This is a genomic window from Micromonospora sp. NPDC049051, assembly GCF_043197575.1.
In the GTDB taxonomy this organism is placed as follows: domain Bacteria; phylum Actinomycetota; class Actinomycetes; order Mycobacteriales; family Micromonosporaceae; genus Micromonospora.
This window is the reverse complement of sequence record NZ_JBICTL010000008.1, coordinates 17,902-42,844: the sequence shown is the minus strand read 5'-3', so window position 1 is coordinate 42,844 and position 24,943 is coordinate 17,902. Positions and strand designations below refer to the sequence as shown.

The following is a 24,943-nucleotide window of genomic DNA, read 5'->3' as shown; positions in this document are numbered from 1 at the left end:
CGTGAACCTGCCCACCTCTCCCGCAGCGACGGCCAGCCAGCTGATCCGGCACTGGGCCGGGACGACCCCGGACGCCGTGGCGATCTCGTTCGAGGGTCGGCACGAGACCTTCGCCGACTTCGACCGGACCGTCGACGAGTGGGCCAAGGCGCTGCTCGCCCTCGGCGTCTCCCGGGGAGAGGGGATCTCCATCCTCTCCGGGAACCACCCCGACTTCCTGCACCTGGCCTTCGCCGCCGCCAGGGTGGGAGCGCACCTGGTGCCGCAGAACACCTGGCACCACGCCGAGGAGATCGCGTACACGCTTGAGCACTCCGAGTCCACGTGGCTGTTCACGGTGCCGAGCCTGCGCCGGCACGACTACGCCGCCGGGCTGGCCCAGATCCTGCCCGAGTTGGCGGAGTCCGGCGCGGAACTGCACAGCGCCCGCTTCCCGCACCTGCGCGGTGTCGTCAGCCTGCGCGGTGAGATCGCGGGCGCCCGGACGCTGGCCTCGGTGCTGGCCGCCGGCGAGCAGGTGCCCGCGGAGGCCCTGGGCGAGCGGGAACGGCAGAACCGCCCCGAGGACCTGATGTACCTGCTCTACACCTCCGGGAGCACCGCCAAGCCCAAGTCGGTGATGCTGGCGCAGGGCGCGATGATCGAGAACAACTTCCACATCGGCGCCCGTCAGGGTGTCGACGCGCAGGACCGCACCTGGCTGGCCACGCCGTTGTTCTACGGGCTGTCGGCGATCCAGGGGCTGTTCAGCACCTGGACCCACGGCGGCCGGGTCGTGCTCCAGGAGGTCTTCGACGCCGCCGCGGCGCTGGAGATGCTGGAGAAGGAACGGTGCACCGTCTACTACGGCTTCGGCAACCTCACCCGCAAGCTGCTCAGCACCCCCGGCTTCGACAAGTCGCGCCTGTTCCTGCGCAAGGGGATGATCGGCTTCTCCTACGAGGACCGCAAGCTCGCCCTGGACGACCTCGGCATCACCTACGGCACCAGCGTCTACGGGATGACCGAGCTGTACGGCCTGGCCACCCTCACCGCCTGGGACGACGACCACGAGACCATCCTCACCACGCAGGGACTGCCGGTCCCCGGTCAGGAGGTGGTGATCGTCGACCCCGAGACCGAGGAGCCGCTCGCACCCGGTGAGGTCGGTGCCGTGCTGGTCCGGGGGCGGGTGACGCCGGGCTACTTCAAGGACCCGGAGCGGACGGCGGAGACGATCCGGGAGGACGGGTTCTTCCGGACCGGCGACCTGGCACGGTTCGACGAGAACGGCCGGATGGTCTACCAGGCCCGCGCGACCGAGATGATGAAGCCGGGCGGCATCAACGTCTCGCCCCAGGAGGTCGAGTCGCTGCTCGACGGCCTCGACGGCGTCAAGCAGGCCCACGTGTGCTCGATCCCGGACGACGAGGCGGGCGAGGTGGTCGTGGCCTTCATCGAGGCGGATCCGCAGGAGCTCCCGCTCGAGCGGATCCGCGCGACGCTGTCCCAGCGGGCGGCCAGCTACAAGATCCCGCGGATCGTCCACTACCGCACCGACGAGCAGATCCCGCGGCTCTCCAACGGCAAGGTGCCGCGTACCGCCCTGCGTGCCGAGGCCATCGCCCTGGCGAACGGGGCGCGCGATGACCACTGAGACGCGCCAGGTCGAGGATGTCGACGTCCGCTCCGCGGTGCGGGAGGTGTTCGGGACGGTGTCGACGGGGTGGGATCAGCTGATCAGCCGCGATCCGGCCTTCGCCGCCGCGGCCATCGCGTACCTGCGCTCGGCCCACCAGGCCGACGCGCTGCCGCCGGCCATCCGCGAACTGCTCCTGGTCGCCCACGACGTGTCGATGACGACCCTGGACGCCGCCGCGGTGGAGGAGCGGATGGTGCTCGCGCTGGAGGCGGGGGCGAGTGCCGCGGACGTGCTCGAGGTGATCCAACTGCTCACCGCCCTGTCCACGCACGGGCTGGCCAGCGGGCTCACCGAGATCCTGGGTCCCGGGGAACAGCCCGCCAGCCACCAGGGACCGTACTGGGACACGTTCGAGAGCCACTTCCCTGGTCTGCACGGTGCCATGGCGGACCAGCTCCCGGAGTACTTCGACGCCTACCGGCGGCTCAATCGCGCGGTCTGGCGACGCGACGGCCTGGCGCCTCAGTGGAAGGAGCTGGTCTTCGTGGTCGCGAACCTCTCGACGAACCACCTCTTCGTCCCCGGTGCCCGACTGCACGCGGCCAACGCGCTGCGGTACGGGGCGACGCCCACACAGGTGGCGCAGGCGATCGCGTTGACGGTGGTCCCGGTGGCCCGCTCCATCGACGTCGGGCTGCCGGCCCTCGAGCGGGCCCTGGCGCGGGTCGCGTCAGGCGTATCGCCTGCGAAGTGAGGTATGGACCCTTCCCCTGGGCACCGCCGGGCGATCCTCACGGGTAGCCCCTGTCGGCGCCCCCGTCGCGGCTCGTCGCGGCGGATCAGTCAGAGAGAGGTTGTCGAAGCGCGATGAACATCGTCGTACTCGTCAAGCAGGTGCCCGATTCGGGCGCGGACCGCAGCCTGCGTAGTGACGACAACACCGTCGACCGCGGTTCGTCGAACAATGTCATCAACGAGATGGACGAGTACGCCATCGAGGAGGCGTTGAAGGTCAAGGAGGCGCACGGGGGCGAGGTGACGGTTCTGACGATGGGTCCGGACCGGGCGGCCGAGTCGATCCGTAAGGCGTTGTCCATGGGTCCGGACAAGGCGGTGCATGTGGTGGACGACGCCCTGCACGGTTCGTGTGCCGTCGCCACCTCGAAGGTCCTCGCTGCCGCGCTCGGTCAGTTGAACGCCGACCTGGTGTTGTGTGGCAGTGAGTCGACCGATGGTCGGGTGCAGGTGATGCCGCACATGATCGCCGAGCGGTTGGGCATCGCGGCGTTGACCGGTGCCCGCAAGCTCACCGTCGACGGCTCGACCCTCACGGTCGAGCGGCAGACGGAGGAGGGCTACGAGGTGGTGACCGCTTCGACGCCCGCGGTGGTGTCCGTCTGGGACACGATCAACGAGCCGCGTTTCCCGTCGTTCAAGGGGATCATGGCGGCGAAGAAGAAGCCGGTGCAGACGCTCTCCCTGGGTGACCTCGGTGTCGCTGCGGCCGAGGTGGGTTTTGAGGGTGCGACCAGTGCCGTGCTGGAGCACAGCAAGCGTCCGCCGCGTTCGGGTGGGGCGAAGGTCACCGATGAGGGTGATGGCGGCGTGAAGCTGGTCGAGTTCCTGGCCACCGAGAAGTTCGTGTGAGGGGTGTGAACGTGTCTGAGGTTCTCGTCGTCGTCGAAGCTACTCGGGAGTTCGGCGTCAAGAAGGTCACCCTGGAGATGCTCACCCTCGCGCGCGAGTTGGGTACCCCGAGTGCGGTGGTGCTCGGTGGCCCGGGTGCCGCGGAGGCGTTGAGCGCCAAGCTGGGTGAGTACGGCGCGGAGAAGATTTACGCGGCGGAGAGTGAGGAGATCGACGGTTACCTGGTGGCGCCGAAGGCGAGCGTCGTGGCTGATCTGGTCTCCCGGACCCAGCCGGCGGCGGTGTTGTTGGCGTCGTCGCAGGAGGGCAAGGAGATCGCTGCCCGCCTGGCGGTGAAGTTGGACAACGGGATCCTGACCGATGTGGTGGGTCTGGCCGCGGATGGTACCGCCACGCAGGTGGCGTTCGCGGGTTCCGCGATCGTCACGTCGAAGGTGACGCGTGGTCTGCCGTTGGTGACGGTGCGGCCGAACTCGGTCACCCCGGTCCCGGCGGCGGCGACCCCGGCGGTGGAGCAGCTGGCCGTCGCGGTGGCGGAGGCCGACAAGCTGGCGAAGGTCGTGGAGCGGGTCGCCGAGCAGAAGGGCTCCCGCCCGGAGTTGACCGAGGCGGGTGTGGTGGTCTCCGGCGGACGCGGTGTCGGTAACGCCGACAACTTCAAGCTGGTCGAGGAGTTGGCGGACCTGCTCGGTGGTGCTGTCGGCGCGTCGCGGGCCGCCGTGGACTCCGGCTACTACCCGCACCAGTTCCAGGTGGGGCAGACCGGTAAGACGGTGTCCCCGCAGTTGTACATCGCGCTCGGTATCTCCGGGGCGATCCAGCACCGGGCTGGTATGCAGACCTCGAAGACCATCGTCGCGGTCAACAAGGACGGCGAGGCGCCGATCTTCGAGTTGGCCGACTTCGGCGTCGTGGGCGACCTGTTCAAGATCGTCCCACAGGCCGCCGACGAGATCCGCAAACGCGGGTGACGCGCATCGCCCCGGCCGGGGCCAGTTCCCTGTCGTCGGTGGCGCGCACACGCAGCACCGGGTTCGGGTGCTGCCGAACGGCGTAGCGGCCGACCAGGAGGCGTCGTGCGCGGAACGCCGCGCTGTAGCGGCGCGTCGGCTCACGCGTTGTCGAGCACGAACGCCCGCATCACCTCGGCGCACTCGACCGCGTGCGTCTCCAACAGGAGGTGCCCGCCGTCGTAGATGTGCGCGTCCATGCGATCGAGGACGCGGTGGTAGGCGAGGACCTCGTCGACGTCGAAGTACGGGTCGTGCCGTCCCCACAGTACGAGCGCCGGCGGCTGGTGAGCGCGGTGGTATTCGGCGAGTTCGTCGAAGCGGGCGACGTGGTTGGCGTAGTCGGTGAACAGCGCGAACTGCGCGTCGACGTTGCCGGGCCGGCTCATGCGCTCCCAGTCGAGGTGCCACGACTCGGGAGCGTGCAGGGTGCGCAGGTGTTCGGGCAGCCCGGCCAGGTACTGGTCGCGGGTGCCGGCGAAGTTCAACCAGTCCGGCAGCGCGGCACGCTTCTCGGCGGTCGGGTCGGCCCAGTAGGCCCTGGCGCTGTCCCACTGCTCGCCGAGGCCGTCCTCGTGCGCGTTGCCACTCTGGACGACGAGGCCGCGGACGCGGGCCGGGGCGCGGGTGGCCAGGTGGTATCCCACCGGCGCGCCGAAGTCGTGCAGGTAGACGAAGAAGCGCTCGACCCCGAGCTGGTCGAGTAGCCTCTTGACCGTCCACGAGAGGTTCTCGAACGTGTAGTCGTAGTGGTCGATGGTCGGCGACGCCGACATGCCGAAGCCGGGCAGGTCGGGGGCGATCACGTACGCGACGTCGGCGAGCGTGGGCATGATCTCGCGGAACGTGTGCGACGAGCTGGGGAAGCCGTGCAGCAGCAGTACCGTGGGCTGGCCGGGGCGCCCGGCCTCGCGGTAGAACACCGCCAGGCCGTCGACGTCGGCCTGTCGATGGCGGACCTTCCGGATGGCCTGCATCGCGTCCTCCTCCTGGCTGGCCTTGGCGGGGGGTCACCCGCCGGTGTCGGCGCCGCGACCGATGAGTGTGGCGCCGGCGATCACCGTCGCGATCCCGCTGGGAGGATCGGGTACGCGCCGAACAGCGGCGGAGCACCGGCCGCCCGTGCCGGGGCAGACGGTGCCTGGCCCGGCCCGCGTACGTGAGCGACCCGCAGGTCACCCGGCACCAACGGCCCGTGGCGGCACGGCGAGCCGCCCATCTCGCCACGCTACGTGAGTGAGCGCCCGACGTCGGCGGAAAACGCGGGAAGATCGATGCGTTCCCGAGCTGACGGTGCCGGTGGCGCCGACGCTGGATTGGCGACCGGCACGAGCAGGCGGCCGCGTCCCGCCCTCCGCCGTCGTCGTCACTGGGTGAGTTCGGCGACCTGCTCGGCCGTCAGGCGCAGTTCGTCGGTCGGGCGTCCTGAGCGTCAGCGCCGCAGGGCCGGCCGGGTCACCGGTCGGCAGACGTCCCCGGTCCACCTGGCCCAACCCGGTGACCCGCTGGGCCGCCGCGCCGACCGCGTCGCATCCGACGCCGCCACACCTGTAGCGCCACGCCGCCGACGATCAGGGCCAGCAGGACCCACTCACCGATCCTCAGTTCCCGTTCCAGGTACTGGTAGGAGGCTCCGCCGAGGTAGCCGAGCAGCGCCACGGCCGTCGCCCACACCAGGCCGCCGGCCAGGTTCGCCCGCAGGAACGGCGGCCACGGCATCCCGCCGGCGCCGGCGACCATCGGCACCCCGACCCGCAGGACTGCCACCCACCGGCCCGCCACCACCGCCCACGTCCCACGCCGGGCGATCAGGCTGCGGGCCCGCCCGATGTCGGCGTGCCTGCGCAACGCGCGTGGGGCGCGGGTCAGCATCTTCGAGCCGTACCGTCTGCCCAGGGCGTAGCCGACCTGGTCGCCCAGACACGCGCCGACCGTCCCGGCGACGATCACCGCCCACAGCGGCAGTTCGCCGCCGTGGGCGGCCAGCCCGCCGAGCAGGATCGCCGTCTCGCCCGGCACGACCAACCCGAGCAGGGTCGAGGACTCCAGGGCCGGCAACACGAGCACCAGCGCCAGGACGACGACCGGCGGCAAGCCGGTGAGCACGGCGACCACCCTGTCCACCTGCTGATTGTCGCCCCTGACGGGTTGTTTCCGGACGAGAACGTCCGCTCCGGACGGTGGCCGGACCGGATCGGGTCGGCCGAACGATGGACAGCCCGTCCCACTTCTCCGACGGCGCCACGATCGCGCTCGCCGGACGCCGACCCGCGTGCACGTCGACCCACGAGAACAGCCCGTGTCGATACAGTGGGGTTTCCGTCAGAGCAGGAGAACTCCATGCGGCGTTTCCTCGGGCCACTGACCGTGGTGCTGGCCGCCGTGCTCGCCGTCGTCGTCAACCTGGCCACCAGCACGGTGGAGCTGCCGTCCTGGTTGGACGAGGGCATCTGGGTTCCGTTCGCCCTGGTGCTGGTCGCCTACGTGTGGGTGGAGTGGCGGCGCGGTCAGGATGAGCCGCAACTGCCGGAGGCGGAGCAGCTCGTGGCGGCAGCCGACGTGCTGGCCCGGGCGACCCTGTCGCAGTGGTCGGCGCAGTCCGAGGCCTGGGGCATCGGAACGACCGCCGACCCGGTGCGGGTCACCTGGCGGTGGGACCACGAACGGTCGCTGCCGACATCCGAGGTGTTCGGCCGTACGGGTGGGAAGGTTCCCCGCAGCCGGGGCGCCGGCCGCCGGAACCCGGCCGCGGACGGCCGGGGCGAGCGGGGCGTGGTCAGTGATCTGCATGCGGACCTCTACCGGCGGATCCAGCGCCACCAGTTGGTCCTGCTCGGCCCGGCCGGTAGCGGGAAGACCGCGGCGATGCTGATGCTGCTGGTCGAGGCAGCCGAGGAATGCGTCGAACCCGTCCTGACAGGGGGCCACGCCGGCACGCCGGTGCCGGTCTGGGTCACCCTGGGCGGCTGGAACCCGGACGAGAGGTCGCTGCTCGACCACGTGGCCAGCGAGCTGGAGACGACCTTCCGGGCACTGCGGCACCCGCGCTACGGCGCGCGCGCCGCGCGCCGCCTGATCGACGAGAGGCGGGTGGCGCTCTTCCTCGACGGTCTCGACGAGATGCCTCTCCTGGGGCAGCAGGCCGCGCTCGACGCGATCGCGCACGAGGCCTCCGGGCTGCGCGTCGTCCTCACCTCCCAGGTCGAGGGATACGACAGCGCGCGGGCGGGGGGACGGCTGCCACGCCCGGTCGTCCTCCAACTCGACCCGGTCGGGCCGGACACCGCCGCCGAGTACCTCCGCCGTGGCCATGACGACGACCGGCGACGTCGGTTCTGGCGGCGGATCGCCGACCATCTGCACGACCGGCCCGACTCGCCGGTCGCGCAGGCGTTCGCCACCCCCCTGATCCTGAGCCTGGCCCGGGACGCGTTCGACGGGCCGGACGGTGAGGCACCCGACCCGGCGGAGCTGCTCGGCCTCTCCTCGGTGGCGGAGGTGAAGGCCCACGTGATCGGCCAGTTCCTGGAGCGGGCCTACCCGACCGGTTCCCGCCCGCGCGACAGGCGCGACCGGCGACGGAACCGACGTCACCTGTTCTACCTGTCCTGGATCGCCCACCACCTCAGGGGACGTCGCGACCTGCGCTGGTGGGAGATCCCGACCTGGGTTCCCTACGGACCGCTGTCGGTCGTGGTCGCGATCGGATTCGGACTGTCGGCGGCCGTGCTGGCGGGGACGTACGTGGCGGTCGTCCATGGGGCCGGGTCTGACCGGCTGTGGACTCTGCTCGGCGCGTTCTTCGCCGTCGCCGGTATCGCGGGCGCATGTGTCCGGCCGCCCGCCCCCTCCGGCGAGGAGGCAACCTCGTCCTCCTCTCCCGGCGGGGAGGAGACGCCGCCCGAACCCATCGGCATGAACCTGCGGTGGCCGACCCGGGCGGAGCTGCGGACGCTGTGGGCGCTCGGCTCGGGACTGCCGCTGACCGTCGGCGTGGGCACCGGGTTCCTCGTCGGCCCGTTCGCCGGGGTGCTCGCCGCGTTGAGCACGATGGTCCCGCTGATCTTCGGCTCGTCGGTCGGCCGGGCCAACGTGACGTTCGGCTTGCTCGGCATCTGGCTGAAGCCACTGGCCGACTCGCCGGCGAGCACCCCGGACGGAACGTTCCGGGCCGACCGCAGCCGCACCGCGGTGGCAGTCATCTCCAACGTCGTCTTCGGTGGAGTCCTGTTCACGCTGTTCGAGGTCGTGTACCCGCCTCAGCCGGAGGCATGGTCGCTCGGACCGGAGGTCGGCCTCGTGGCCGGCATGATGTACGGCATCATCAGCGGTCTCGGCCCGGCGGTCCTGACCGGCTTCACCCAACTCGTGCTCCTGCTGCGGGGGCGTCCGCCGATACGGTTCACCGCGCTGTTCCGGGAGTCGCTGCGGCGCCAGGTGCTGCGCCAGGCCGGTGTCGTCTACCAGTTCCGGCACGCCGAACTCCAGGACCATCTGGCCGCCGCCTACCAGCGACGGCTGGACGCCGGTCCGGCCCCCCGACGGTCGACGGCTCCGCGCGGTGTGGCGTCCGGCGACCCCGCCTGAGCGTCCGCCTCGCCGTCACGGCCGCTCGTGGCGGCCAGCCCTCTCGCGGACCATCGCCCTCACCAGCGGTTGCGTGCCTCCTCGGCCCAGCCGACCAGGCCGTCCAGGTCGACCCGCTCGCCGTCGTCGGCCGTCGCCCAGCCGGTGAAGTGCCCGAAGCACTGGTGCGTCTCGTTGGCGAGCACCCCGAAGTTGGTCCGGGCGACCTTCTCGTGGAAGGGGTGGAACTCCACCGTCACCCGTTCGCCGCTGATCCGCCACGGCCGTAGCCAGTCGGTGCGGTCGTACTCCCAGCGCAGCTCGTCGCCGATCTTGTGCAGCCGGCCGTCGAGGAAGAGGCCGTTCTCGGTCGAGCCGGTGCCGTCGGTCCACTTGCCGCCGAGCTGGATCGCCCGACCCGGGCTGCTGCCGGCGGCCCAGTTCCAGCGGATCGCGTACGGCCACTTGCCGCGACCGTGGTCGAGGACGGCGAACGAGTCGGTCTCGTCGACCGCGTGCTCCACCCCGTCGACCCGCAGGGTGCCGCGTACCGGGCGGCCGAGGTCCTTGACGGTGTACTGGAACCGGCGGGTGCTCCACGGCACCACCACGCCCAGCGACTCGTGCCCCGCCGGCAGCGGCACCACGAGGTCGACCTCCAGCCCGGGGGCGGTGGCGCGGATGGTGGTCTGCGTCGCCGTCTGGTCGATGTCGATCGAGAGGCCGCCGCCGCGCGCCCGCACGGCGCCCGCCCCGCTGACCGGCGGAAAGACCGTGCCCCGGGCGAGGGGCACCACCGCGTTCCGGTCGATCTCGACCTTCGTCGTGCGGTCGAGCACGTAGAGGCTGTGCACGCCCGCGTAGTCCAGCGACGAGGCGACCAGACCGACGATGTGGGTCGGCGTGACGACGCCCCAGTACTCCCAGCGCTTGTTGCGGCCCCAGCCGCGCAGGTTCGCGCGGTGCAGCGGGTGGCGGCTCCAGCCCACGGCGGCGGGATTGAGCCGTCCGCCCGGAAGGCACAGGTCGACGGGCTCGGTGATCTCGTTCTCGTGGGTCACGATGGCGAGGGTATCCGCCCCGGGTCCGGCGGTGACGCCGGCTGTCGCCGCGCGGCGGCGGTGGGGTGACGGTCGGGGGCGCGCACGCGACCGTCGGTGCGCGCCTCGGGCCGGGCGGGCCCCGTGAGCAGGGGCGGCGGGCGAGGGCTCATCATGTGCTGACCACCGAGGAGGTCCCATGCCCGTCCCGCACCAGGCGCCGCCCCCGGCGTCGCCGAGCGCCGACCCGCGGGGCGCCGCCACGCCCGCCGCCGATCCCGTCCGCCTGCGACCGCGTACCTGGGTCGCGGTGGTGCTGCTCGGTCTGGTCGGCCAGATGGCCTGGACGGTCGAGAACATCTACCTGAACCTCTTCGTCTACGACACCGTGACCGACGATCCGACCGTGATCGCCACGATGGTCGCCGCCAGCGCGGCCACCGCGACCGTCGCCACGCTGCTGCTGGGCGCGCTCTCCGACCGCACCGGGCGGCGCCGGGTGTTCGTCGCGGGCGGCTACCTGCTCTGGGGCGTCTGCACCGCCGCGTTCGGCTTCCTCACGGTGGGCACGATGGGGCAGCTCGCGCCGGTGGCGAACGCCGTCCTGCTCGCCGTGCTCGCGGTGATCGTGCTGGACTGCCTGATGTCGTTCCTCGGCTCGGGCGCCAACGACGCGGCGTTCCAGGCGTGGGTGACCGACGTGACCCGGCCGGCCAACCGGGGTCGGGTGGAGTCGGTGCTGGCGATCATGCCGCTGCTCTCCATGCTGGTGATCTTCGGCGGCTTCGACGGGCTGGCCCGCGCCGGCGACTGGCGAACCTTCTTCCTGATCATCGGGGCGGTGATGGCCGTGGCCGGCGTCGTCGCGTGGTTCCTGGTCGAGGACAGCCCCACCCTGGTACGCAACGACGCCGGCTACCTGCGCGCGGTACTGCACGGCCTGCGGCCCTCGGTGATGCGCGCCAACCCGGGCCTCTACCTGGCCCTGACCGCCTGGTCGGTCTGGGGGATCTCGACGCAGGTCTTCCTGCCGTACCTGGTGATCTATCTCCAGCGCTACCTCGAGGTCGAGGGGTACGCGGTGGTGCTCGCCGTCGTGCTGGTGACCGCGTCGGTCATCAGTGTGCTCTCCGGCCGGGTGATCGACCGGGTCGGCAAGGTCCGGTTCCTGCTGCCCGCCGCGGCGGTCTACGGCACCGGCCTGCTGCTGATGTTCCTGGCCCGCGCCACGCTGCCGGTGGTCGGTGCCGGGATCGTGCTGATGTCCGGCTTCATGCTGGTGCTGGCGCCGTTGGGGGCGCTCGTGCGGGACCACTCGCCGCCGGGGCGGGCCGGTCACGTGCAGGGGCTGCGGATGATCTTCGCCATCCTGGTCCCGATGCTGATCGGTCCGTACCTGGGCGCGGCGGTGATCAGCAACGCCGGCGAGACGTACCAGGACCTGGGGGTGGTCCGGCAGGTGCCGACGCCGGGCATCTTCCTGATGGCGCTGGCCGTGCTGGCGCTGATCGTCGTACCGGTGCTGGCGCTGCGGCGGCGGGGCGGGAGGGTGGACGGATGACGTTGACGACGCAGTGGGGCGAGGCGCTCGACCCCGATCGGGTGCTGCCGGAGTATCCGCGCCCGCAACTGGTCCGGGACAGCCACCTCAACCTCAACGGCCGCTGGGCGTACGCCATCACCGACGACGCCCGGGAGCCGGCGCGCTACGACGGCGAGATCCTGGTGCCCTTCTCGCCGGAGGCGCCGCTGTCCGGGGTGGGGCGGCAGTTGCTGCCCGGCCAGACGCTCTGGTACCGCCGCACGGTGCGCCTGCCCGACGGCTTCCGCCGGCCCGGCGACCGGGTGCTGCTGCACTTCGGCGCGGTGGACCAGACCTGCGTCGTCCTGCTCAACGGGGTGCCCGTCGGCGGGCGCACCGGCGGCTACCTGCCGGTGCGCTGCGACGTCACCGACGCGCTGCGCGACGGCGAGAACGTGCTGGTCGTCGCGGTGCGCGACGAGAGTGACACCGGCCACCACGCGCGCGGCAAGCAGAAGCTGCGCCGGGGCGGCATCTGGTACACGGCCCAGTCCGGGATCTGGCAGAGCGTCTGGGCCGAGGCCGTCCCGGCGGCCCACGTCGAGCGGCTCACCCTCACGCCGCACCTGGCCGACGGCTGCGTCGAGGTGACCGTGCACGCGAGCGCCGCCGCGGGCGACGCGCTGATCCGGGTCCTCGCCGACGGCGTCGTGGCCGCCGAGGCGCGCGCCGCCGCCGGGACCGCCGTGCGGCTGCCCCTGCCCGAGGTACGCCCCTGGACCCCCGAGGACCCGTTCCTGTACGACGTGACCGTCGACTACGGCGACGACCGGGTGCGCGGCTATGTGGGCATGCGCTCGTTCGGCGTCGGGCCGGACGCCGACGGGGTGCCGCGGCTGCTGCTCAACGGAGAGCCGTACTTCCACGCCGGGGTGCTCGACCAGGGATACTGGCCGGACGGTCTCTACACCGCGCCGTCGGACGCGGCGCTGGTCGCCGACATCGTCGCGATGAAGCAGCTCGGCTTCACCATGCTGCGCAAGCACATCAAGATCGAGCCGCTGCGCTGGTACCACCACTGCGACCGGCTCGGCATGCTGGTGTGGCAGGACATGGTCAACGGCGGGGAGGCGTACCGCCCGCTGGTGGTCACCGCGCCGGTGCTGACGCCGCTGCGGCTGCCCGACCGGGGCCGGTGGCGGCGGTGGTTCGGCCGCGCCGACGCGGCCGGGCGCGACGAGTTCCGCGCCGAGGTACGCGAGACCGTCGAGCACCTGCGCAACGTGGTGAGCATCGCCGTCTGGGTGCCGTTCAACGAGGGCTGGGGGCAGTTCGACGCCGCCGAGGTCGCCCGCGAGGTGGCCGCCCTCGATCCGACCCGTACCGTCGACCACGCCAGCGGCTGGCACGACCAGGGCGGCGGCGACCTGCGCAGCCTGCACGTCTACTTCCGCCGCTTCCGCGCGCCGCGGCCACGGGCCCGGCGCGGCGCCGCGCCGGGCGGGGACCGGCGGGCCCTGGTGCTCTCGGAGTACGGCGGGTACACCCTGCGCGTCGACGGGCACACCTTCGGGTCGGCGGAGTTCGGGTACAAGCGTCTCCGCACCCCCGCGGAGCTGGCTGAGGCGTTCACCCGGCTGCACGACGAGCAGATCGTGCCCGCGGTGGGGGCGGGCCTGTCGGCCACCGTCTACACCCAGTTGTCCGACGTGGAGGACGAGCTGAACGGGCTGCTCAGCTACGACCGGCGGGTGTCGAAGCTGCCCGCGGAGGTCATCCGGCGGGTCAACGACCGGCTGCGTCTCCCGCCGCCCGCCCGCTCGGCGCCGCCCCGCTGACGCGTACGGCCCGGCGGTCCGTGGTCAGGACCGCCGGGCGGCGGTGCCGCTGAACGCCGCCTGCACCATGGCGGTGTACCCGACGTGACCGGCCCGGTTGGGGTGGTAGGACTCGCCGAGCGGGTTCGAGGTGCCGTTGAGCCACTCGACGTCGTCGCAGACGGCGTGGCCGGTGAACGGGCCCCGGGCGTCGAGGAAGGCGAAGCCGTGGGCGACCGCCCGGCTCCGGATGGTCGTGGCGAGCAGGTCGGCGGCGGCGTTCAACTCGGCCTGCTCACCGGGGGAGATCCTCGCGATGAGGTTGCACTCCTCGCCGTTGAACAGCCGCGGGTAGCCGACCACCGCGACCTGGGCGTTCGGGGCGAGACCGCGGATCCGGGAGTAGAGCTGGTCCAGGCGGCCCGGCAGGGTGTCGCGGATCTGGTTCTCGGCGTTGTCGATCTGCGACCAGCAGGTGGCGGGCCAGGGCAGCGCGCACTGCACGATCACCGACGACCAGCCGATGTCGTTGCCGCCGGCGCTGACCGTGACGTGGTCCGTCGTGGCGTTCAGGCTGCCCAGCTGCCCGTTGAGGACCCCGGAGACCGTCGCGCCGGCGCAGGCGGGGAAGGTGAGCGTGGCGCCGAGCCGGGCGGCGGTCAGGACCGGGTAGGAGTGCCGGGAACGTTGGCACGAGCCGCTGTCGGAGTAGTACTCCCGGGTGCCGGTGCCCGAGGCGTACGAGTCGCCGAGGGCGGTGTAGGTCGGGGCGTCGGCCCGGGCGGGCGCGGCGGCCAGGCCGACGGTGAGCGCGGTGAGCACGGACAGGGCGATCGCGGCGCGGGCGGACGCCGTACGACGGAGAAACGACACGGGGCGCTCCTGGCATCGAAGACGGTGGATTACAGGTTGGCAGACGCCCGCGCCGGGTGGAAGTGGTCGCCTGTCGCAGGCGACGGGAGCGACCCCGCGGACGGGAAGCCGAACCGCGTGTCGGTCGGGCCCCGGCCGGGTTCGGCGGGCCGAGGGTGTCACCGGGGCGGCCTCTGGTTGGTCTCAAGGGTGCATGGGACGAGGAGGAGGAGACGATGTGACGCCCCAGGAACAGATCCGGGAGTTGTACGCCGCCGCGGCGCCGCGGCTGGTGTCGCAGTTGTTCGCCATCATCGGCGACCACGCGGAGGCCCAGGACGTCGTGCAGGACGCCTTCGTACGGGCACTCGCCCGGCCCGGCCGGTTCGGCGAGTTGGAGCATCCGGAGGCGTGGCTGCGTACGGTCGCCCTGAACATCGCCCGCAGCCGGTACCGCAGGACGGCGGTCTTCGCGCGGCTGGCCCGCTCCGGCCGGCTCGATCCCGATCGGGGGAGCGCGGGCCTGTCGCCCGACCACGTCGCCCTCGTCGCCGCCCTCCAGCGGCTGCCGCGACCGGCGCGCGAGGCCGTGGTGCTCTACCACATCGCAGACCTGCCGGTCGTCGACGTCGCGGCGGCCCTGGGCTGTTCGGTGGAGGCGGTCAAGACCCGGCTCGTCCGGGCCCGCCGCGCCCTCGCCGCCGACCTCGACGACACCGCCCACCTGACGACCGCCTCGCCGGGCACCGTGGACAAGGGAGGTTCCCGCCATGCCTGAGCTCGACTTCGCCGGTCTCGACCGGGCCGCCCAGGCGGCCTTCAGGCCCGACTTCGCCGAGGTGCGGCGCCGCGCGCGCCGTCGCAGGCGCAACCAGGCCGCCGCCCTGTCGCTGACTGCGTTGACCCTGGTCGCGGCAGCGACGACCGTCGCTGTGCGCGCCGGTGAGCCGCCGGTGCCGGCGCCCGGCACCGACCCCACCCCGACACCGGTCTTCGTCCCGTCGCCCGGGCCCAGCGCGAGCCCCGCCCCCGGTGCGGGACGCACCGTGCGTACCGGTCCGATGGTCGCGGGCGACCTCGACCACTTCTACCTGCGGTGGCACGACTGCCGCGAGGAGGACTGCGTGGTGCTGGTGGCCGGCACGGCCGACCGGGGGGCGACCTGGCGCACCTTCCCGCTCCCGTTGCCACGTGCCGCGACTTCCGTCGTCGCGGCGGCCGGTCGGCGGACCCTGGTCGCGCGGTACCAGTACGGCGCCGGGGCGGTGCCGATGCGTCAGGGCTGGCTCGCGAGCGTCGACGGCGGTGAGCGGTGGCGGGAGGTGACGCCCCGTACGGCCGACCGGGTGCCCGAGGGCTGGCGGGTGGTGAACCACTGGCTGGGGTCCCGATTCGAGGAGATCGTGGCGGCGGACCCGGTGACCGGTGACGTCGTGCTGGTGCCGCAGACCTCCGGGCTGAAGCAGGCCGCCCTGGTCGGCGACGCTCCGGCGGCGGCGGGCATCTGGGTGAGCGGCTACGCGGACGAGTCGGTCGTCGACGGCCGGTACGTCGGCCGGGGCAGCGCGCTCGCGGTGAGCCGCGACGGGGGCCGTACCTGGGACCGGCACGTCTTCACCGGGGCGCTGACCGCCGGCGAGGACGTGGCGCTGGACGTCGCGACGCGGGACGGCCACACCGTCTACGCCGTGGGCCGTACCGGTGCGGCACTGGTCGTGCACCGCAGTGACGACGGTGGGCGGACGTGGCGACGCACCACGGGTGGCGCGACTGTCGGCGAGCGGTCGGTCCGGGCCTCCGTCGGCCCCGACGGCACCCTGCTCGTCCAGGCCGGTGTCGTCGCCGCCGACAGCCCGCTGATGTTCACCAGCCGCGACGCGGGGCTGAGCCTGGTCCCGACGGACCCCGCGCCGGGGGCCGCGGCGGATCCGGTGCCCGACGGCGGCGGGTACGTCCAGCGGACCTGGCCGTACACCTCGGGTCTGTGGTGTTCGGCCGACGGGACCACCTGGAGCTACGTGAGCCCGCCCGAACTGCCCTGACGGCGGCGCCTCCCGCGGCGTGGCGGGGCCGTGCCAAGGGCGCGGCCCCGCCACACCGGGGCCGTCAGGCGGCCGGCGGCGGCGCGGACGCGGCGGGGTCGGGTTCGGCGAGCGCGATCCGGAGGACGTCGAGCAGCGGTCCGTCGGGGTGGTCGATCCAGTGCTGGATGGCCACGCGCAGGGAGGCCAGGAAGGTCGCCGCCAGGACCCGGGACCGCAGCGTACGGTCGGGGCCGGTCAGCCGGTGGGCGACGTCGTCGGCGAGCTCGCGCTCGATGGCGCTGTAGGCCGCGACCTGGTGCGCGACGAGGCCGGGGTGCCCGCGTAGCTGCCGGCGGTGCAGCAGCCAGGAGGGCGGGGCGTTGCCGTACGCCTCGACGGCGAGGCGCTCGGCGGCCCCGCTCAACGCCTCCCACGGCGGCGCGTCGGGCGGCTGGCGACGGATGAGTTCCAGCAGCCGGCGCAGCCGTACGGCGTCACCGTGGAAGACCGCCGCCTCCTTGCTGGAGAAGTAGTTGAAGAACGTCCGGCGGGAGACGTTCGCGGCATCGGCGATGGCCTCCACGGTGACCCGGTCGAGCCCGTGCTCGGTGGCGAGGCGCAGGGCCGCCTCGTGCAGGGCGAGGCGGGTGGCCGCCTTCTTGCGCTCCCGCAGCCCGGTGATCTCCTCCATGGCGACAGCCTACGGGGCGTGACTTACTTCTCGTCGCGCAAACTTGCACGTTGGGCAAGATCGGCAGATGCTTGTGTGCGGCAACCATCTGCGACAGGGAGAGGAGGGCGTGGTGACTGACGGCCGCGAACTCGGTACGAGGTTGTCCGAGCTGGCCAGGAGCGTCCGGCTGATCAGGCGGCGCCGAGCCGAGGTCCGGCCGGGCGTGCCGGTCGGCCTGGCGGGTCTGCTCATGCAGATCGAGAGGTTCCCCGCCGACTGCCACGCCCGCGAGTTGGCGGTCCGCAGCGGGCTCGACCCGTCGACCGTCAGCCGCTCCATCGCCACGCTGGTCACCCACGGCCTGGTCGAGCGGCGTGCCGACCCCGCCGACAAGCGGGCCAGCCTGCTCACCGTCACCCCGGCCGGGAAGGCCGCCCTGACCGACACCTACGACTGGTACGGCCGGATCCTCGACACCGCGCTCGCCGACTGGACCCCGGCGGAGGTGGCGGCGTTCGCCACCGCGATCGGCCGGTTCACCCGCGACATCGAGACCGCCCTCGGACACCACGACAACCTGGAGGCCGCGCGATGAGCGCACCCACCACCACGGCGGACGACGCGCCGATGACCCACCGGCAGACGCTGGAGGCACTCAGCGGCCTGCTGCTGGTGCTGTTCGTCGCGATGCTCAGCGGCACCGTCGTCTCGACGGCGCTGCCGAAGATCATCGGAGCGTTGAACGGGTCGCAGACCCAGTACACGTGGGTGGTCACCGCCACCCTGCTCACGGCGACCGCGACCACCCCGATCTGGGGCAAGCTCGCCGACCTGTTCAACAAGAAGCTCCTGGTGCAGATCGCCATCGTGGTCTTCCTGGTCGGCTCGGTGATCGCCGGGTTCGCCCAGACCGCCGGCCAGCTCATCGGCGCCCGCGCGTTCCAGGGCATCGGTGTCGGTGGCCTCCAGGCCCTCGTCCAGGTCGCCATCGCCGCGATGATCCCGCCCCGGGAGCGCGGCCGGTACAACGGCTACCTCGGCGGCGTCATGGCGGTGGCGACCGTCGGCGGCCCGCTGCTGGGCGGGCTCATCGTCGACACGTCCTGGCTCGGCTGGCGCTGGTGCTTCTTCGTCGGGGTTCCCGTCGCCGCCATCGCGCTGGTCCTCCTCCAGGCCACCCTGCGCCTGCCGACGGTCCGCCGCGAGAACGTGAAGATCGACTACCTGGGTGCGTCCCTGATCGCCGCCGGGGTCAGCGTGCTGCTGATCTGGATCTCCTTCGTCGACGACTCGTTCGCCTGGGTCTCCTGGCAGAGCGCCGCCATGGTGGGCGGCTCGCTCGCGCTGCTCGCCCTGGCGGTCTGGGTCGAGGCCCGGGCGGAGGAGCCGGTCGTCCCGCTCAACCTCGTCCGCCAGCGCACCACCGCCCTGGCCATCCTGGGCAGCCTCGCGGTCGGCATGGCGATGTTCGGCGGCGCCGTCTTCCTCGGCCAGTACTTCCAGATCGGGCGCGGCTACAGCCCGACGGAGGCCGGCCTGCTCACCATCCCGATGATGGCCGGTGTCCTCATCTCGTCGATCGTCGCCGGCCGGCTGATCACCAGGACCGGGAAGATCAAGCCGTACATCGTGTTCGGCGCGATCGTGCTCGTCATCGGGTTCGCCCTGCTCGGCACGATCGACCACGAGACCTCGCTGACGCTGGTCGGCGCGGCCATGTTCGTCGTCGGCGTCGGGGTCGGCATGACGATGCAGAACCTCGTCCTCGCCGTGCAGAACACGGTCTCGCTGAAGGACATCGGCGCGGCCAGCTCCACCGTCGCGTTCTTCCGCTCGCTCGGCGGCACGATCGGTGTCTCGGTGCTCGGTGCGGTGCTCGCCCGGCGCGTCACCGACCAGATCACCACCGATCTCTCCGCCGCCGGCATCCCCGCCTCCGCCAGCTCGGGAGCCGGCAGCCTCAACCTCGACGCCATGCCCGCCGTGGTCCAGCAGATCGTCCGTGCGGCGTACGGGGACGCCACCGGCCACATCTTCCTGATCTCCGCCGCGATCGCCGTGGTCGGCGTCATCGCCGCGGTCCTGCTGAAGCCGGTCGGGCTGCGCAGCAGCCTGGATCTGCCGGACGCGGCCAGGTCGACGGCCGTGGCCGCCGACGCCGTCGACGGGGCTCCGGCCTTCGACCAGGTGCCGGTGGACGCCGCCGGGCGGGAGACGCCGGCGCGCCGCTGACGCGCCGGAAACGACCGCGGGGCCGCACCGTCTTCGGACGGGGCGGCCCCGCAGTCGTCGGAGCACCGGCGTCACGACCGCGTCGGCATCCACCGGTGGGACGCCGTCAGCCGCTGCCGAGGGGCGAACGACGGTGGGGAGGGACGCCGCGCGTCCCTCCCCACCGTCGTCGCGTCGGTCAGGACAGGAACTTGTCCAGGGCGGCCTCGATGCTGCCGGAGTCCGGCGAGGCGTACGACCGCATGGTGGTCTTGTTGTACGAGATGAAGCTCGGGCAGCGCGCCGCCGGGGCGCTGATGGTGCCGCCGTCGCCGATCTTCTCGCCGGTCTTCGCGGCGTAGAAGGTCATGGTGTAGCGCGACGAGATGTAGTCGATGGTGACCTGCTTGTCGGAGCTGTCCTTGTACTGGCACTTCTTCGGCGCGCCCTCGCTGCCCTCCACGAACTTGAGGCAGCCGACCACCGACACGGTCGTGAAGTCGGCGCTCTTGGCGTAGTACGGCTTGTTCGAGGCGATGGACTTCGACGACCAGAAGGTCAGCCGGTCGGGGTTGTTCGAGAACGTGTACGCCTTGGCGCCGGACGGGCCGGTGTAGGGGGCGGCGTTCAGGATCTGGCCGCCGTCGCAGACGTTGGACAGGTCGCTGGAGTAGCGGGCGGTCACCGCGTTGTTGCTGGGCTCCTGCGTCTGCTGCTGGTCCGGGGTGGGGGAGGCGTCCGGGCCGGGGGTGCCGGTGGCGTCGGGGCCCGCGGTGGGGGCGGCACTCGTGACCGTGGTGGGCTCGTCGTCGTCACCGCTGACGAGGATGAGGCCGATGCCGGCACCGCAGATGGCGAGGACGAGGACCACCGCGCCGGCGACGAGCCCGATGATCAGACCCTTGTTCGACTTCTTCGGCGGCGGGAAGGGAGCACCGAACTGCGGCGCCTGCGCTGGCTGCCCGTAACCCGGGTATCCGCCCTGCTGCGGGGCCGGCGGTCCGCTCCAGGGGGTGACGTTCGGGTCCGGCTGCTGCCCTCCGTACGGAGGGTAACTGTCGCTCATGTGAAGCCCTTATCGATGTCGACGTGTGCCCGGGCACGGGATCAACGATCAGGGTAGTGAGCGCCGCAAACCGTGATGGGGTGCGGCGGAGCCGGCGGAGACCGTCACTCGCCGGCGGGGGCGCCGCGCGTGACTCTGCGTGCGAGTTACGGATCGGTACGTATCGAGACGCCTGGTCGCCGGGGTGCTGCCGAGGGCGTGGATCCGGGCCGGCGAAAGGGAATTCCGTTGTGTGGCAGCGGGGTTTCGGCCGGATCGGCCGCCGGTTGCGGGCGTGTGATGAGGATCACCAAACTGAGGGGCGAGATGTGGGCGACACCGAGCTATGGGACGCCGCTCCTCCGCGTCGGGCCGGGCCTGTCGTCTCCGTCGCCGGTCGGCCCGGAAGCCTGCGGAACTTCCGGGCCGACCGCGCCGGTCCGGCCGGTGGCTGGCGCGTCAGGGATTCGTGCAGCTCGCCGGCCCGACCGGTGGCTTCCGCGTCAGGGGGTCGTGCAGCTCGCCGGTCCGGCGGCGGTGCCGCCCGAGGTGCTGGCGAGGAAGCCGAAGGTGGCCTGCGCGCCCGGGGCGAGGGCGCCGTTCCAGTCGACGTTGCGGGCGGTGACCTCGGCCCCGCTCTGCGACAGCTGGGCGTTCCAGGACTGGGTGACCCGCTGCCCGTCGGCGAAGGCGAAGCGGGCGGTCCAGCCGGAGAGCGGCGCGGCGCCGGAGTTGCGTACCGTCACCTCGCCCTGGAAGCCGCCCTGCCACTGGCCCACCACGCGGTAGCTCGCGGTGCATCCGGCGGCGGGAGCGGTCGGCGTGGCCGTCGGGCCGCCGGTCGGCGTGAGCGTCGGGGTGGCGGTCGGCGTCGGGGTGACGCCGCCCAGCGCCGCGGTCAGGGCCGGGTACCACCGGTCGGCCATCTTCCGGTCGCCGGAGGCGTTCGGGTGCACGCCGTCGTAGGTGTCGGTGGCCGTGTCGAACCCGGTCCACTGGTCGACCACCACCACCGGCGAGCCCGGGGTGGTGGTCGCCGCCGCCCATCCGTCGATCGCGGCGTTGAGGGCCGTCACCCGTTGGCCGCACTCGGGGCACGTGGGCGGCGCCATGGGAATGATCTTCGCGACGAGGACCTTCGTCGCCGGGTTGGCGGCGCGCATCTGCTCCACCAACCGGCCGTACGCGGCGAGGATCGTGGCGGGCGCGATGTTGCTCCACACGTCGTTGGTGCCGAAGTGCATGAGGACGATGTCGGGTCGGGTGGCGGCGAGCCACCCCGGCAGCAGGTTCTGGTTGGCCACGTTGGTCACCAGGTAGCCGCCGTGGCCCTCGTTGTCGCCGTCGTAGGGCTCGCCGCATCCCTGCGGGCCGAGCGTGCCGACGAAGTCGACGTCGGTGTACCCGGTGGACTGGAGGCGGTTCCAGAGCGCGGCGCGCCAGCAGCCGGGCGAGCCGGTGATCGAGTCGCCCAGCGGCATCACCCGCACCGGCGCGGCGGCCGACGGCAGGGCGGGGGAGGGGGCGGTGAGCCCGGCGGCGAGGGCGAGGGGGATCGCCGCCAGGGCGGCGAGCAGGGCGTGGAGCAGGGGCCTTCGGAGCATGGTGGAGGAACTCCTGTCGCAGGTCGAGACGGATGTGTGACGGCCCGGTGCTCCCTCCGCAGTCAACCAGGAAAGTAGACGCTTCTCAATGGAATCCTTACTCACGCAAGGTATTCACGAATACTTTTCTCAACATCGTCCTCATATCGTGAACATCAACAAGATTTACGATCATGAATGTGCTGGCTAAGGTTTTGGTCAACGTCCAGACCGCCTGTCGGGTGTGCCACAAGCCGCCCGCGGGCCACCACAGTAGGAGGACCGGGGTATGACATTCCCCCGCACTCATCGGCGTGCCCTCGCCGCTGCGGCCAGCGTGTTCGCCAGCGCCGCCATGGTCACCACCATGATCGGCGCACCGGCGGCGGCCGCGGCCACCGGTGAGATCCGCGGTGCCGGTGGCGCGACCGCCGTGGCCGACAGCTACATCGTGGTACTCAAGGACACCAGCGTCGGGGGCCGCGCCGGCACCCGCCAGGGCGAGGTGAAGAGCACCGCCGGCTCGCTCGCCGCGCGCTTCGGCGGCAGTGTCGGGCACGTCTACGGTGACGCGCTCAACGGCTTCGAGGTGAAGCTGTCCGAGCGGGCCGCCAAGCGCCTCGCCGCGCACCCCGACGTCGCCTACGTCGAGCAGAACCACACCGTGTCGCTGGCGGCCACGCAGAACAACCCGCCGTGGGGCCTGGACCGCATCGACCAGCGGGCCCTGCCGCTCAGCCGCACCTACACCTACAACAGCAGCGGCACCGGCGTGACGGCGTACATCATCGACACCGGCATCCTGACCAGCCACAACGACTTCAACGGCCAGGCCGTCGACGGCTACGACGCGATCGACAACGCGCTGCCGGCCGCCGACTGCAACGGCCACGGCACGCACGTCGCGGGCACCGTCGGCGGCGACACCTACGGTGTGGCCAAGAACGTCCGGCTGGTGGCCGTCCGGGTGCTGAACTGCTCGGGCAGTGGTACCTGGGCGCAGGTCATCGCCGGCATCAACTGGGTCACCTCGAACCACCAGGCCGGTCAGCCGGCGGTGGCGAACATGAGCCTCGGCGGCTCCACCAACACGTCCCTGAACACCGCGGTCGCGAACTCGATCGCCGACGGCATCACCTACGCGGTGGCCTCCGGCAACTCGAACGCCAACGCCTGCAACTTCTCGCCGGCCTCGGTGCCGACCGCGCTGACCGTCAACGCCTCGCAGAGCAACGACGCGCGCGCCTCGTTCTCCAACTGGGGCACCTGCACCGACCTGTTCGCTCCGGGCGTGAGCGTCCTGTCGGCCTGGTACACCAGCAACACGGCCACGAACACCATCAGCGGCACCTCGATGGCCTCGCCGCACGTCGCCGGCGCGGCAGCCCGGGTGCTCAGTGTCAACCCGAGCTGGACGCCCGCGCAGGTGCACTCGTACCTGGTCAGCCAGGCCACCACGAACGTGATCACCAGCCCCGGCACCGGTTCGCCGAACCGCCTGCTCTACCTGGCTCCCACCTTCTGACCGACACCGTCGGCACACCGGCCCCGGGGCGTCCGCGTCCCGGGGCCGGCGTGTGTGGAGGTCGACGTACGTCCATGTTGCGAATGGCGGGCCGGCCCGCCTAGGCTGCGTCATGGGAGCGCTCCCGGCCCCGTGGGCAGGGTGTGCCGCGGGCCTCCCGGCTGGCGCTCCCGTCCGTCGGGCCGCCGGCGTACGAGCTGCGCACCCGTCCGGGCGGACGTGGCGTCCCGCCGCCCCCGCGCTGCCGCACTCCCACCACCCATCGGAAGCGAAGGCACCCGCATGAAGTTCCTACCGCGCCCGTCCCGGCGCACCCTGCTCATGGCCGGCGCCCTCGGCGCGCTGACCGTCGCGGCCTCGGCCGCCGTACCGGCCGCCGACGCCCAGGCCGCCACCGGCTGCGCCGTCACCTACACCACCAACAGCTGGGCCGGTGGCTTCACCGCCAACATCACGATCAGGAACCTGGGCGACGCGGTCGACGGGTGGACACTCGGCTTCGCCTTCCCCGACGCCGGCCAGCGCGTCGGCCAGGGCTGGTCGGCGACCTGGAGCCAGACCGGCGCCGCCGTCACCGCGCGCAACGTGAGCTGGAACGGCGCGCTGGCGTCCGGCGCGTCGACCAGCATCGGGTTCAACGGCACCTGGAGTGGCGCCAACCCGGCGCCGACGACGTTCACCCTGAACGGCACCGCCTGCACCGGCGCGACCACGCCGACCACGCCGCCGCCCACGACCCCGCCGCCGACCATGCCACCGCCGACCACGCCGCCGCCCACGACCCCGCCGCCCGACGGTCAGACCCCGGTCGCGATCAACGGACAGCTGCGGGTGTGCGGGGTCAACCTGTGCAACCAGTACGGCCGGCCGATCCAACTGCGGGGCATGAGCAGCCACGGCATCCAGTGGTTCGCCCACTGCCTCAACGACGCCTCGCTCGACGCGCTCGCCGACGACTGGCGGGCCGACCTGCTGCGGATCGCCATGTACGTGCAGGAGGACGGCTACGAGACCGACCCGCCCGGGTTCACCAACCGGGTCAACACCCTGGTCGACGAGGCCGAGCAGCGCGGCATGTACGCGTTGATCGACTTCCACACCCTGACGCCGGGCGACCCGATGTACAACCTCGACCGGGCCAAGACGTTCTTCGCCGCCGTCTCGGCCCGCAACGCCGCCAAGAAGAACGTCGTCTACGAGATCGCCAACGAGCCCAACGGCGTCAGCTGGGCGACCATCAAGAGCTACGCCGAGCAGGTCATCCCGGTCATCCGCGCCAACGACCCCGACGCGGTCGTCGTGGTCGGCACCCGGGGCTGGTCCTCGCTGGGCGTCTCCGACGGCTCGAACGCCAACGAGGTCATCAACAACCCGGTGAACGCGACGAACGTCATGTACACGTTCCACTTCTACGCCGCGTCCCACCGGGACAACTACCGCGCCGAGGTGGAGCGGGCCGCCGCCCGGCTGCCGCTGTTCGTCACCGAGTTCGGCACGGTGGACTACACCGGTGACGGCGGGGTCGACGTCGCCAGCAGCAACGCCTGGATCGACCTGCTGGACCGGCTGAAGATCAGCTACGCGAACTGGACCTACTCGGACAAGGCCGAGGGCAGCGCCGCGCTGCGGCCGGGCACCTGCGCCGGCAGCACGTACACCGGCCCGGACGTGCTCACCCAGTCGGGCGCCCTCCTGCGCGAGCGCATCCGTACGCCGGACAACTTCCCCACGTCCTGACCGACCCGCTCCCGCGAGGCCCCGTCGCATCCGGCGGGGCCTCGCGCGTCGCTCCGGTGCGATCCGGGCC

Annotated in this window: 20 protein-coding genes; 13 read left to right on the top strand and 7 right to left on the bottom strand. The window is 72.2% G+C overall.

What is annotated here, in order from left to right:
* Position 1 precedes the first annotated feature (1 nt).
* The 4 genes from ACGFIR_RS27600 to ACGFIR_RS27585 all read left to right on the top strand — a co-directional run bounded on the left by ACGFIR_RS27600 (position 2) and on the right by ACGFIR_RS27585 (position 4,239).
* Positions 2–1,636: a class I adenylate-forming enzyme family protein gene (locus tag ACGFIR_RS27600; RefSeq protein WP_393148054.1), complete on the top strand. Its 1,635-nt coding sequence runs from the start codon at positions 2–4 to the stop codon at positions 1,634–1,636.
* Positions 1,626–2,375, top strand: coding sequence for a carboxymuconolactone decarboxylase family protein (locus ACGFIR_RS27595; RefSeq protein WP_393148052.1), 750 nt, complete (start codon positions 1,626–1,628; stop codon positions 2,373–2,375). Before ACGFIR_RS27600 ends, ACGFIR_RS27595 begins: the two co-directional genes overlap by 11 nt.
* Positions 2,376–2,488: 113 nt before the next feature.
* Entirely contained in the window at positions 2,489–3,268 is a 780-nt protein-coding gene (locus ACGFIR_RS27590; RefSeq protein ID WP_393008267.1) for an electron transfer flavoprotein subunit beta/FixA family protein, read from the top strand.
* A gap of 11 nt (positions 3,269–3,279) precedes the next feature.
* The gene (locus ACGFIR_RS27585) at positions 3,280–4,239 is read left to right on the top strand and encodes an electron transfer flavoprotein subunit alpha/FixB family protein (RefSeq protein ID WP_393148050.1); all 960 of its coding nucleotides are present in this window, start codon (positions 3,280–3,282) and stop codon (positions 4,237–4,239) included.
* A 140-nt stretch (positions 4,240–4,379) separates the two neighbouring features.
* Here ACGFIR_RS27585 and ACGFIR_RS27580 read toward each other — a convergent pair whose 3' ends face one another.
* Complete coding sequence (locus ACGFIR_RS27580) at positions 4,380–5,255, bottom strand: alpha/beta fold hydrolase (RefSeq protein ID WP_393148048.1); 876 nt, start codon at positions 5,253–5,255, stop codon at positions 4,380–4,382.
* Between the two features lie 478 nt (positions 5,256–5,733).
* Positions 5,734–6,402, bottom strand: a complete 669-nt coding sequence (locus ACGFIR_RS27575; RefSeq protein ID WP_393008261.1) for a DedA family protein — start codon at positions 6,400–6,402, stop codon at positions 5,734–5,736.
* A 216-nt stretch (positions 6,403–6,618) separates the two neighbouring features.
* Here ACGFIR_RS27575 and ACGFIR_RS27570 point away from each other — a divergent pair, with 216 nt between their 5' ends.
* A complete protein-coding gene (locus tag ACGFIR_RS27570) occupies positions 6,619–8,865 on the top strand; it encodes an NACHT domain-containing protein (RefSeq protein ID WP_393148046.1) in 2,247 nt (748 codons plus the stop codon).
* 59 nt (positions 8,866–8,924) lie between these two features.
* Here ACGFIR_RS27570 and ACGFIR_RS27565 read toward each other — a convergent pair whose 3' ends face one another.
* Positions 8,925–9,905 (bottom strand): DUF2804 domain-containing protein, encoded by a 981-nt coding sequence (locus ACGFIR_RS27565; protein ID WP_393008257.1) that lies wholly within the window; start codon positions 9,903–9,905, stop codon positions 8,925–8,927.
* Between the two features lie 178 nt (positions 9,906–10,083).
* Between ACGFIR_RS27565 and ACGFIR_RS27560 the strand changes: the two genes are divergently transcribed.
* Positions 10,084–11,445, top strand: a complete 1,362-nt coding sequence (locus tag ACGFIR_RS27560; protein WP_393008255.1) for an MFS transporter — start codon at positions 10,084–10,086, stop codon at positions 11,443–11,445.
* Positions 11,442–13,244: a glycoside hydrolase family 2 protein gene (locus ACGFIR_RS27555; protein ID WP_393148044.1), complete on the top strand. Its 1,803-nt coding sequence runs from the start codon at positions 11,442–11,444 to the stop codon at positions 13,242–13,244. Before ACGFIR_RS27560 ends, ACGFIR_RS27555 begins: the two co-directional genes overlap by 4 nt.
* 24 nt (positions 13,245–13,268) lie before the next feature.
* Here ACGFIR_RS27555 and ACGFIR_RS27550 read toward each other — a convergent pair whose 3' ends face one another.
* On the bottom strand, positions 13,269–14,096 hold the full coding sequence (locus ACGFIR_RS27550; RefSeq protein WP_393148042.1) for an SGNH/GDSL hydrolase family protein: 828 nt from the start codon (positions 14,094–14,096) through the stop codon (positions 13,269–13,271).
* A 217-nt stretch (positions 14,097–14,313) separates the two neighbouring features.
* On the opposite strand from ACGFIR_RS27550, the gene ACGFIR_RS27545 reads away from it, so the two are divergent.
* The gene (locus ACGFIR_RS27545; protein ID WP_393008249.1) at positions 14,314–14,853 is read left to right on the top strand and encodes an RNA polymerase sigma factor; all 540 of its coding nucleotides are present in this window, start codon (positions 14,314–14,316) and stop codon (positions 14,851–14,853) included.
* Complete coding sequence (locus ACGFIR_RS27540) at positions 14,846–16,117, top strand: hypothetical protein (RefSeq protein WP_393008247.1); 1,272 nt, start codon at positions 14,846–14,848, stop codon at positions 16,115–16,117. Before ACGFIR_RS27545 ends, ACGFIR_RS27540 begins: the two co-directional genes overlap by 8 nt.
* Before the next feature lie 64 nt (positions 16,118–16,181).
* Here ACGFIR_RS27540 and ACGFIR_RS27535 read toward each other — a convergent pair whose 3' ends face one another.
* Positions 16,182–16,790, bottom strand: coding sequence for a TetR/AcrR family transcriptional regulator (locus ACGFIR_RS27535; protein WP_393008245.1), 609 nt, complete (start codon positions 16,788–16,790; stop codon positions 16,182–16,184).
* A gap of 112 nt (positions 16,791–16,902) precedes the next feature.
* Between ACGFIR_RS27535 and ACGFIR_RS27530 the strand changes: the two genes are divergently transcribed.
* Both ACGFIR_RS27530 and ACGFIR_RS27525 read left to right on the top strand, forming a co-directional pair.
* A complete protein-coding gene (locus tag ACGFIR_RS27530; protein WP_393008243.1) occupies positions 16,903–17,367 on the top strand; it encodes a MarR family winged helix-turn-helix transcriptional regulator in 465 nt (154 codons plus the stop codon).
* Positions 17,364–19,004 carry an MDR family MFS transporter gene (locus tag ACGFIR_RS27525; RefSeq protein WP_393148040.1) on the top strand — a complete coding sequence of 547 codons (1,641 nt, stop codon included), beginning with the start codon at positions 17,364–17,366 and terminating at the stop codon, positions 19,002–19,004. The genes ACGFIR_RS27530 and ACGFIR_RS27525 overlap by 4 nt, the downstream gene beginning before the upstream one ends.
* Positions 19,005–19,182: 178 nt before the next feature.
* Here ACGFIR_RS27525 and ACGFIR_RS27520 read toward each other — a convergent pair whose 3' ends face one another.
* Together ACGFIR_RS27520 and ACGFIR_RS27515 are read right to left on the bottom strand one after the other, a co-directional pair.
* A complete protein-coding gene (locus ACGFIR_RS27520; protein ID WP_393008239.1) occupies positions 19,183–20,049 on the bottom strand; it encodes a hypothetical protein in 867 nt (288 codons plus the stop codon).
* Positions 20,050–20,531: 482 nt separating this feature from the next.
* Positions 20,532–21,632, bottom strand: a complete 1,101-nt coding sequence (locus ACGFIR_RS27515; protein ID WP_393008237.1) for a cellulose binding domain-containing protein — start codon at positions 21,630–21,632, stop codon at positions 20,532–20,534.
* A 268-nt stretch (positions 21,633–21,900) separates the two neighbouring features.
* Here ACGFIR_RS27515 and ACGFIR_RS27510 point away from each other — a divergent pair, with 268 nt between their 5' ends.
* Together ACGFIR_RS27510 and ACGFIR_RS27505 are read left to right on the top strand one after the other, a co-directional pair.
* A complete protein-coding gene (locus ACGFIR_RS27510; RefSeq protein ID WP_393008235.1) occupies positions 21,901–23,136 on the top strand; it encodes a S8 family peptidase in 1,236 nt (411 codons plus the stop codon).
* Positions 23,137–23,418: 282 nt separating this feature from the next.
* The gene (locus ACGFIR_RS27505; protein ID WP_393008233.1) at positions 23,419–24,873 is read left to right on the top strand and encodes a cellulase family glycosylhydrolase; all 1,455 of its coding nucleotides are present in this window, start codon (positions 23,419–23,421) and stop codon (positions 24,871–24,873) included.
* The last annotated feature ends 70 nt before the right edge of the window (positions 24,874–24,943 follow it).

Coding starts and splice junctions, on each gene's coding strand:
- ACGFIR_RS27520 (WP_393008239.1), bottom strand. CDS start 20,049: ATGAGCGACAGTTACCCTCCGTACGGAGGGCAGCAGCCGGACCCGAAC.
- ACGFIR_RS27590 (WP_393008267.1), top strand. CDS start 2,489: ATGAACATCGTCGTACTCGTCAAGCAGGTGCCCGATTCGGGCGCGGAC.
- ACGFIR_RS27570 (WP_393148046.1), top strand. CDS start 6,619: ATGCGGCGTTTCCTCGGGCCACTGACCGTGGTGCTGGCCGCCGTGCTC.
- ACGFIR_RS27515 (WP_393008237.1), bottom strand. CDS start 21,632: ATGCTCCGAAGGCCCCTGCTCCACGCCCTGCTCGCCGCCCTGGCGGCG.
- ACGFIR_RS27510 (WP_393008235.1), top strand. CDS start 21,901: ATGACATTCCCCCGCACTCATCGGCGTGCCCTCGCCGCTGCGGCCAGC.
- ACGFIR_RS27540 (WP_393008247.1), top strand. CDS start 14,846: ATGCCTGAGCTCGACTTCGCCGGTCTCGACCGGGCCGCCCAGGCGGCC.
- ACGFIR_RS27535 (WP_393008245.1), bottom strand. CDS start 16,790: ATGGAGGAGATCACCGGGCTGCGGGAGCGCAAGAAGGCGGCCACCCGC.
- ACGFIR_RS27525 (WP_393148040.1), top strand. CDS start 17,364: ATGAGCGCACCCACCACCACGGCGGACGACGCGCCGATGACCCACCGG.
- ACGFIR_RS27505 (WP_393008233.1), top strand. CDS start 23,419: ATGAAGTTCCTACCGCGCCCGTCCCGGCGCACCCTGCTCATGGCCGGC.
- ACGFIR_RS27595 (WP_393148052.1), top strand. CDS start 1,626: ATGACCACTGAGACGCGCCAGGTCGAGGATGTCGACGTCCGCTCCGCG.
- ACGFIR_RS27560 (WP_393008255.1), top strand. CDS start 10,084: ATGCCCGTCCCGCACCAGGCGCCGCCCCCGGCGTCGCCGAGCGCCGAC.
- ACGFIR_RS27555 (WP_393148044.1), top strand. CDS start 11,442: ATGACGTTGACGACGCAGTGGGGCGAGGCGCTCGACCCCGATCGGGTG.
- ACGFIR_RS27580 (WP_393148048.1), bottom strand. CDS start 5,255: ATGCAGGCCATCCGGAAGGTCCGCCATCGACAGGCCGACGTCGACGGC.